At 44.5% G+C, this 8,853-nt stretch carries 9 protein-coding genes; 2 read left to right on the top strand and 7 right to left on the bottom strand.

The features are described 5' to 3' along the window. Positions 1-165: 165 nt before the first annotated feature. A complete protein-coding gene (locus Q1Q15_RS15640; protein WP_300461906.1) occupies positions 166-606 on the bottom strand; it encodes a (2Fe-2S) ferredoxin domain-containing protein in 441 nt (146 codons plus the stop codon). Between the two features lie 395 nt (positions 607-1,001). Next, a complete protein-coding gene (locus tag Q1Q15_RS15635; protein ID WP_300461903.1) occupies positions 1,002-1,124 on the bottom strand; it encodes a hypothetical protein in 123 nt (40 codons plus the stop codon). A gap of 223 nt (positions 1,125-1,347) precedes the next feature. On the opposite strand from Q1Q15_RS15635, the gene Q1Q15_RS15630 reads away from it, so the two are divergent. After that, on the top strand, positions 1,348-2,010 hold the full coding sequence (locus Q1Q15_RS15630) for a small multi-drug export protein (RefSeq protein ID WP_300461901.1): 663 nt from the start codon (positions 1,348-1,350) through the stop codon (positions 2,008-2,010). Between the two features lie 43 nt (positions 2,011-2,053). On the opposite strand, the gene Q1Q15_RS15625 is transcribed toward Q1Q15_RS15630, so the two are convergent. The 3 genes from Q1Q15_RS15625 to Q1Q15_RS15615 are packed head-to-tail and all read right to left on the bottom strand — an operon-like array spanning position 2,054 to position 5,029. Beyond that, on the bottom strand, positions 2,054-3,055 hold the full coding sequence (locus Q1Q15_RS15625; protein ID WP_300461899.1) for an electron transfer flavoprotein subunit alpha/FixB family protein: 1,002 nt from the start codon (positions 3,053-3,055) through the stop codon (positions 2,054-2,056). Next, positions 3,052-3,885 carry an electron transfer flavoprotein subunit beta/FixA family protein gene (locus Q1Q15_RS15620; protein WP_300461897.1) on the bottom strand — a complete coding sequence of 278 codons (834 nt, stop codon included), beginning with the start codon at positions 3,883-3,885 and terminating at the stop codon, positions 3,052-3,054. The genes Q1Q15_RS15625 and Q1Q15_RS15620 overlap by 4 nt, the downstream gene beginning before the upstream one ends. 13 nt (positions 3,886-3,898) lie before the next feature. Then, positions 3,899-5,029: an acyl-CoA dehydrogenase family protein gene (locus Q1Q15_RS15615; RefSeq protein WP_300461895.1), complete on the bottom strand. Its 1,131-nt coding sequence runs from the start codon at positions 5,027-5,029 to the stop codon at positions 3,899-3,901. 238 nt (positions 5,030-5,267) lie between these two features. Between Q1Q15_RS15615 and Q1Q15_RS15610 the strand changes: the two genes are divergently transcribed. Next, entirely contained in the window at positions 5,268-5,486 is a 219-nt protein-coding gene (locus Q1Q15_RS15610) for a SelT/SelW/SelH family (seleno)protein (protein ID WP_363320998.1), read from the top strand. Between the two features lie 387 nt (positions 5,487-5,873). Here the strand turns inward: Q1Q15_RS15610 and ahcY are convergent, their stop codons facing one another. Beyond that, positions 5,874-7,319, bottom strand: a complete 1,446-nt coding sequence (gene ahcY, locus Q1Q15_RS15605; protein WP_300461893.1) for an adenosylhomocysteinase — start codon at positions 7,317-7,319, stop codon at positions 5,874-5,876. 173 nt (positions 7,320-7,492) lie between these two features. Beyond that, the gene (gene metK / locus Q1Q15_RS15600; protein ID WP_300461892.1) at positions 7,493-8,668 is read right to left on the bottom strand and encodes a methionine adenosyltransferase; all 1,176 of its coding nucleotides are present in this window, start codon (positions 8,666-8,668) and stop codon (positions 7,493-7,495) included. Between the last annotated feature and the right edge of the window lie 185 nt (positions 8,669-8,853).

The following is an 8,853-nucleotide window of genomic DNA, read 5'->3' as shown; positions in this document are numbered from 1 at the left end:
GGGAGCACTAGCGGATATAGGGCTTGGTGTTTAAAAATTACAAAGGGCGTTGACGATAAATGTAATAACCCGCTTTTTTCTCCTTCTCTCTCTCTCTCCCCCCCCCCCCCCCCCCCAACCAAATCTGTAAATTTGGGTAAACCCTTTTTATTACTTTTTTCTTTTTTAAGAATTATGGCCCGAAATCAGCCGAGTCATCTTGGATGATATTTCTCTCACCAAGTCTTGATGCTTAGCAATCCTCTTTTTTGACACAGGATCTTCAAAGAAAAGCCTTTCAACAGGATTGTTATTTATGATCTGCTCTTCAACCAGTTCGGGGATGTCTTCTGATTTTACTTTAACATAAAAAATCCCTGTAGGTCGAACAATCAGCGTTGGCCCTATATCACAAAATCCATTACAGCCTGTTTCAACTATTTCCACTTTGTCAGACAAGCCTCTTTTATCCACTTCAGCAACGAGGGTATTTTTTACAGCAGTTCGCTCTGTTGCGTTACATCCGGTTCCCCCGCATATCAAAATACGAATAAAATCAGGCCCGGAGTATTCACTTTGTCCATCTTCTCTTGTTATATTAACTTTTTTTACAATAAGATCTGACATTTATAATTTCCTTTCAAATGGGCGTGTCTGCCGATATGTTTAATTTAACAATAAGTCTACCCGTCTTTTTCTGTTGGGCACACAAAAATAACAAAACAGAAAAGTTGGCTATATCCCATACCACTCCAAACCCGATCTGTAAATCCGGGAAACCCCTAATTTCGCATTTTCTTTCTTCCAGCCTTCTGATGGTATGCGTGGTGAATGAAATTTCCCCCAAAGACAAAATATCGTGTCTGGCTATGATGCAGAAAACCCAAGACTGTTATTAAAAATCCGGAGATTTTTAAACTATAAGCAAGCACAACGTCTTGCTGTTGTTTGGACTTCCATCCATCAAACAGATAATCAACCTGATAAATTATTCAAATATTTTTTCATTCCTGGCATTGGCTTCAGCTGAGCAGGGGTTTAACATATTTTTCCTTCTGAGCATCATTGCCGTGAAGGATGATGGCATCACAGACCAGCTCTGCACCCACCCTATCAAAAAAATGATTGACGTTCTTTAATATCATTAACAAAAATCATACGGTGGTGGTCATTTTATAAAAAAATTGTAATAAAAACGTAATACCTCATTTATCCGCTGACAGCCATGGCAGGCGAATAGAACCGAATTTTATGCCGATTCTGAAAATCAATCCGATTTTCTGTAAATACTCTGTTGCTTGACAATATTTCCGTCTTACTTTATAAATTTCTGGTTTGGCATAATGACCTTAAATTGATAAAACGGATATGAAACATACCTTATTAAATACAACTGAAGGCAGACTGCTGTTAAGCGGTTTTTTGTTAAGCGCTCTGCTCATAGTTCTCATCGGATTTTATGGCATCACCGACCTTGAAATAGCAAAAACCCTTATCCTTGTTTTTGTTGCCCATACCGTCGGCGGTCGGGCTGCCGGTATTGGTCTGTGCATTATCAATGGTTTCGGTGCCCTTCCCACCATTGCCTATAATTTTTATATTGAAGTGCTCATCGTCTGTTTCACCTATGCCGCCTTTGTTTTAAGCACCACCAATTATTTGAGGACTGAATGGATGATTAAATTCATGGCCCGGTTGACCGGAAAAGCCCTTGAACAAAAGAATAAAATAGAACCCCTGGGCGGGATCGGTATTTTTTTCTTTGTCATGGCCCCCCTGCCGGTTACCGGGCCTGTCGTGGGGTCTATTATCGGGTATATGCTCAAATTAACCCTGGTCAGAAATTTCACTGCCACATTCCTGGGAACCCTGACCGCCATCATTGTCTGGTTTTACTGCTTTGATTTTTTAGAGCAGCGTTATCATATGATCCAGTACCTGTTTGCTGCCATTATTCTTATTGTATTGATCCCCCATCTGAAAAAAATAAAAAATTTCATTGTCAACAAAACGGACAAAGGGAAAAATTAGCACCGCGTTTCAGACTATTTTTTCCAAAACAACCGGTTAAATATCAATCCCGAGCCTTCTCTTTTATCGCCTTGATAATACCAAGGCAGACCTGATTGGCATCTGCGACAATGGCCACATCGGCCATTTTCATCATGGTGGCATTGGGATTTTTATTGACGGCAACAATAAAATGGGCATCACTCAGGGCAGCCGTGTGCTGGATCGCACCACTGATACCAAAGGACAACAGTATTTTGGGTTTGATGTTTTTTCCTGCCTGGCCCACTAAAGCGTCGTGGGACACCCATTCAGAATAAACAACCGGTCTTGTGGCCCCCACCTCTGCGTTCATGAGTGCGGCCAGATCAAAAAGTTTTTTAAACTTTCCTTTGCTGCCCATGCCCCGGCCCCCGCAAATAACAATATCCGCATCTTCAATTTTCTGCTTTTTAGAGGGTCTGTGTTCTGAGGTTACCAGCCGGATGCGGTCCTCTGGCAGATCCCCAGGCAAAGGTAATACCATCACTTGACCGTTTGCGGCATCATCATGGGGCAGCTCCGGGAAGGTTCCCGGCCGGACCGTTGCCATCTGGGGTCGTTTCACAGGGGTAATAATCTTTGCAATCAAATTTCCGCCAAAGGACGGGGCCGTCTGAACCAGCAGCCCTTTGGTATTGATTTCAAGGTCAATACAATCGGCTGTCAACCCTGTTTTAAGCTTTTTAGCCACCCTTGGCGCGATCTCCTGGCCAAATCGTGTAGCGCCCACCAAAAGGGTTTCAGGCTGATATCGGGTGACAAGCCAACTCATTAGCCAGGAATACCTTTCAATGGAGTAAGATCGGAGTGTGGGATCATCTATGACATAGACTTTCTGGGCACCATGGGCAATATATTCCGCCACATACGTATCCACCCTGTGACCCAGCACAACGGCACAGACAGTTCCACCCGTCTGGGTCGACAGGTCAACCGCCCTTGCCAGGATCTGGAGGGTGACCCTGTTCTGAAAATAATTCCGGTAATCGCCAAACACCCAGATATCTTTGTTGCGTTTCATCATGCCTCATCATGTTCATGGGTTTTAAGGTCTTTTCCCATGGCAGAGCTGATCACTTTGCCATAGTCGTCAAACAACTGGTCAACTACTTTTTTCACCGCACCTTTCAAGACCCGGTTCTCTTTTTGAGCCGTGGGAGAGTAAACATCCATAATTCTTGTGGGAGAGTCTTTCAGCGCATTAAAGTCGGCATCAAGTCCCAGCTGCCGGGCATCAATATGTCTGATATCCGGATTTTCAAAGGCCTTTTCCACGCCTTCAAGGGCCAGATATCTGGGTTTATACGCCGACAGGTCAATGGTAACCAATCCTGGCAGATCCATGTTCAGGATTTCAAAAAATTCATCCACATGGCGGTGAACCTCAACAACCCGGTCTTTTATTTCAACGTGACCCGCATAGGTGATGGCCGGAATATTCAACTCTTCGGAAAGCTGGGGGCCAACCTGGGCCGTCTCGCTGTCGCTGGTCTGGGTGCCACACATCACCAGATACTCCCCCTGGCATTCTTTTTGAATAAATCTGGCCAGGATATGGCTTGTCAAAAAGGTGTCTGCCCCGGCCATTCTTCTGTCGGACAATAAGACCCCTTCATCTGCCCCCAGTGCCATGGCCTGGTGCAGGATTTCCCTGGCCATGGCAGGTCCCATGGTAATAGCACAGATATAGGCGGGTTGTGTTTCTTTGATCTGCAACGCCGCCTCAAGGGCTCTTCGGCTTGCAGGGTCCATCATCCCCTGGGCCAGATCCCGCTTTAACGTTCCGGTCCTGGAATCCCAGGGCAGTTCCGATACCATGGGAACCTGTTTAATACATACCATTATCTTCAACATATCATTTACCTATTCAACTGGGTTGGGACAGAATAGTCCGGGCAATCACCATTTTCTGAACCTCACTGGTCCCCTCATAAATCTGGGTTACTTTGGCATCCCTGAAATATCTTTCCACGTCATACTCTTTACTGTAGCCATAACCGCCATGGATCTGGACTGCCAGGTCTGTTACATCTTTTGCCGTGGCACTGCAATGAAGCTTTGCCATGGAGGCTTCCCCAGAAAAGGGCCTGCGACTATCCTTAAAGGCAGCAGCCCTGTAGAGCAGAAGCCTTGATGCATCTATTTTTGTGGCCATTTCAGCCAGATAATTTTGAATGGTCTGGAATTTTGACAGCGGCGTATTGAACTGCTGCCGTTCCCGGGCATACGACACCGAACTTTCAAAGGCGGCCTGGGCAATGCCAAGGGCCTGGGCTGCAATGCCAATCCGGCCCGTGTCCAGGGCCGTTAATCCAATTTTCATCCCCTGCCCCAACTGCCCCAGAACATTTGTTTTCGGCACACGGCAGTCTTCAAAAAAAAGCGATGACACCGGATTCGCCCGCATGCCACAAAGGTCTTCTATTTCACCCACGCAAAATCCTGGACACTCTTTTTCAACAATAAAAACACTGGCCTGTTTTTTTTTATCACGGGTTTCAGAAACCGCAAACACCAATACAGTCCCGCATACACCGCCATTGGTGACAAAAATTTTGGTGCCGTTCAATACAAACGCGTCCTGGGTTTCTACAGCATGGGTTTCTACCCCCCCCGCGTCTGATCCGGCATTGGCTTCCGTAAGACAGAAGGCACCGATGCGATCTCCCCGGGCCATGGCCGGCACAAATCTTTTTTTCTGTTCGTCTGTCCCGAATTGAAGAATGGGGAATATGCCCACGCTGTTATGAACCGTCACACACAGCCCCATGGCCGCGGATACCCTTGACAGTTCTTCAATGGTAATGGCATAGCTGATGGTATCCAGACCTGCGCCACCATATTCTTTTGGCACTTGAAGTCCAAAAAAATTCAACGGCTTCATTCGTTCAACAATTTCCCAGGGAAACCGTGATTCTTTGTCCAGAAGAGAGACATGGGGTTTAATTTCATTTTCGGCAAACTCTCTGACAGTCTTCCGAATCAATTGGTGTTTCATACAGGGATTAAAATCCACAGCCATACTCCATTATTTTGTGTGTTAACCATATGCAGTTTCAAGTATATTAAGGTAATCTTCCTTGTCAAGTTCCCTTGGATTTGATGGGGTTGAATTGTTTTGCTTTTCCATCAATATTCTTTACCTGAAACAGATAACGTGTTAATATTTTAGACATCTCATGTCAATAGGTCCTTTTTAAAATATGAATTAAGGACCCCAGATAAAAGGAACCCCCATGGATATTAAAATTAAGTATTGTTCCGTTTGAAATTATAAACCAAGGGCTGCCGGTCTGGCAGATAAGATTAAAGATGAATTGGGTGTCTCACCGGAACTGATTGCCGGATCAAACGGCGTATATGACGTTATTCTGGACGGAAAATTAATTTTCTCAAAGCATCAGGCCAAACGATTCCCGGATAATGATGAAGTCATTAAACTGATAAAAGAGTAGAAGGGTATTCTGAACCGCTGAATTAAAACTTAAAAAGGCTGCTTCTTTTGGAAGCAGCCTTTTTAAGAAAAGGAAAAAAAGATGAAAAAACCAACTCTTTGTTATGATAATTTTTAAAGCAATTCATGTGCCACTCACCAAAAAAATCCTCATTAAAATCATAACCCCCCAATATTAAAAGTCTTCCCATACATTTTAATGGCATACCCCCGGAGACACCCCGCTATCATTTGATCGACCCGGCATCAAAAGTTCAAAATTTTGAACTTTTGATGCTGAGTATTTTAAATAAACAGTTTAACTCCTTAAAATAAAAGGTAAAAAATTAAATTATGGATAAATTCAAAATTTTGAACCTTTTAAAAAGGGGTTCTGTTTGAAGGGGTCTTAGTATCTATAGAGATCGGTTTTAAATGGACCATTGATGGGAATCCCCAGATAATCCGATTGTTCCTGGGTCATCTGGGTCAAGGTTACGGACAGATTTTTCAAATGCAGTCTTGCCACTTCTTCATCCAGTTCCTTGGGTAGTGTATACACTTTTATGTCAAGGTCTTCCTTTGCCAGTTTAATCTGGGCCAGGGTCTGATTTGAAAAACTATTGCTCATCACAAAACTGGGATGCCCGGTGGCACAGCCCAGGTTCACCAGCCGTCCCTCGGCAAGAACAATAACGGAACGGCCCGACTCTAAGGTCCACTTGTCCACCTGGGGTTTAATATTTAACTTAACCGCCTTGGGATGATTATCCAGATAACTCATTTCGATTTCATTATCAAAATGGCCAATATTACAGATAATGGATTCATCCTTCATCTGTTCAATGTGTTTACCCGTAATAACATGATAATTTCCAGTGGCTGCCACAAAGATATCACCGTGGGGAGCAGCCTGCTCCATTGTCACCACCGGATAGCCTTCCATGGCTGCCTGGAGGGCACAGATGGGATCCACTTCAGTCACCCAGACAATGGCCCCATATCCCTTCATGGAAGCGGCACAACCTTTGCCCACATCACCATACCCGGCCACAACGACCGTTTTACCGGCCAGCATGATATCGGTGGCTCTTTTGATGCCGTCGGCAAGGGATTCCCGGCATCCATAAAGGTTATCAAATTTGGATTTGGTCACGGAATCATTGACATTGATGGCAGGAAACAGCAGTTCCTTTTTTTCAGCCAGCTGATAGAGGCGATGAACACCAGTGGTTGTCTCTTCAGATACGCCCCGGATTTTTTTGGCAATGCGGGTCCATTTTTCCGGATCTTTTGTGACACTGACCCGCAGCCGATCCATCAGGCATTTCTCATCCAGGCTATGGGTTTTATTCTCCAGCAATGACGGATCTTTTTCCACTTTCACGCCCTGATGGACAAAAAGTGTTGCATCACCGCCATCATCCACAATGAGATCAGGGCCTGAGCCATCCGGCCAGATCAGGGCCTGCTCTGTACACCACCAGAATTCTTCAAGGCTTTCACCTTTCCAGGCAAATACGGCTGCAGACCCTTTTTGGGCAATGGCTGCCGCCGCATGATCCTGGGTGGAAAAGATATTACAGGAGGCCCACCGGATATCCGCCCCCAGCTCGTAAAGGGTATCAATGAGCATCGCGGTCTGGATGGTCATATGAAGGCTGCCGGTTATTTTTAACCCTTTAAAGGGTTTTTCAACACCATATTTTTCTCTGATGGCCATGAGCCCCGGCATCTCTTTTTCTGAAAGCTGCATGTCTTTGTGTCCATCTTCTGCAAGGGCGACATCCTTCACCTTATATTTCAAGCTAAGGTCAAGTTCGATGTAGGAAGGGTCTTTAATTGATTGTAACATTGAATACTCCTTGATAATTTGATCTAAAGTTGAACATATCAAAATATGTTGATGTGTTGTTTTGATTCCAAAATACAAGCATCCGTTTTTATTGTCAATAAAAAAAGCCGCTTAAACTTAACATTTTAAGTCCAGGCAGCTTTTTTAACGACTAAAACCGTTCGTAATTAGGCTTATAGTCCGGCCAGATCCCGTATTTGATCTGCTTTGTCTGTTCTTTCCCAGTAAAAATCAGGGTCTTTTCTCCCGAAATGACCATAGGCGGATGTTTTTCTGTAAATCGGCCGAAGAAGATCAAGGGTTTCAATAATCGCAGCAGGTCTTAAATCAAATACCGACTTGACAATTTCAATCCCTTTTGATTCAGGTATTTTCCCGGTTCCCATAAAATCAACCAGAAGAGATACCGGCTGCGCAACACCGATGGCATAGGCCACTTGAATCTCACACTTATCGGCAATGCCCGATGCAACGAGATTCTTTGCGACATACCGCCCCATATAGGATGCACTTCTGTCAACCTTTGAAGGGTCTTTCCCGGAAAAACACCCCCCGCCATGACTTCCCTGGCCGCCATAGGTATCCACGATAATCTTTCTGCCGGTCACGCCACAGTCACCCATGGGGCCGCCCACAACAAATCGCCCGGTAGGGTTAATAAAAAACCGGGTATCACCATCTATCATCTCTTCGGGAATCACTTTTTTAATGACTTCTTTGATAATGGCATACTTTAAATCATCATACGACACATCAGGAGAATGCTGGGTGGAAACCACTACCGTATCCACTCTTTTGGGGTGGCCGCCGTTTACATACTCAATGGTGACCTGGGATTTTCCATCCGGTCTTAAAAAATCAAGGGCACCATTTTTTCTCACCTGGGCCAGCCGTTCGGTCAACTTATGGGCATAGGTAATCGGCATGGGCATCAGTTCCGGGGTTTCGTTTGTGGCAAACCCGAACATTAATCCCTGGTCTCCGGCACCCTGTTCTTTATATAGCCCGGCCCCCTCGTCAACACCCTGGGCAATATCGGGAGATTGTTGATCAATACTGGTAATTACCGAGCAGGTCTGCCAGTCAAATCCCATGCCGGAAGAGTTATATCCAATCTCTTTGATGGTGTTTCTGACCACATGGGGAATGTCCACATAGCAATCCGTGGTAATTTCTCCTGCCACCATGGCAAGCCCGGTGGTGACCAATGTTTCACAGGCGACCCTGCATTTTTTATCTTCGGCCATGATGGCATCAAGAATTCCATCTGAAATGGCGTCTGCCACTTTATCCGGGTGACCTTCTGTTACAGATTCCGATGTAAACATGAAAGATTGTTTTTCCGACATTTAGAGACTCCTTTTATCTTAGAGATAACTATATTTACAATATAACTGTATTATATTTAAATTTTTAATTAATAAGTTTTTATTTTCTCTTTGTCAATGATACGATACCCGACTTGGGTCTTATTTTTGTTGGGAACTGAACAAATCACTTGACAATCACCCCATAAATTTTATTGTTTGAGAGC

This window comes from Desulfobacula sp. (assembly GCF_030145145.1).
Classification (GTDB): Bacteria; Desulfobacterota; Desulfobacteria; order Desulfobacterales; family Desulfobacteraceae; genus Desulfobacula.
Note: the sequence above shows the minus strand (reverse complement) of the source record. Positions and strands in the feature narration are given on the sequence as shown.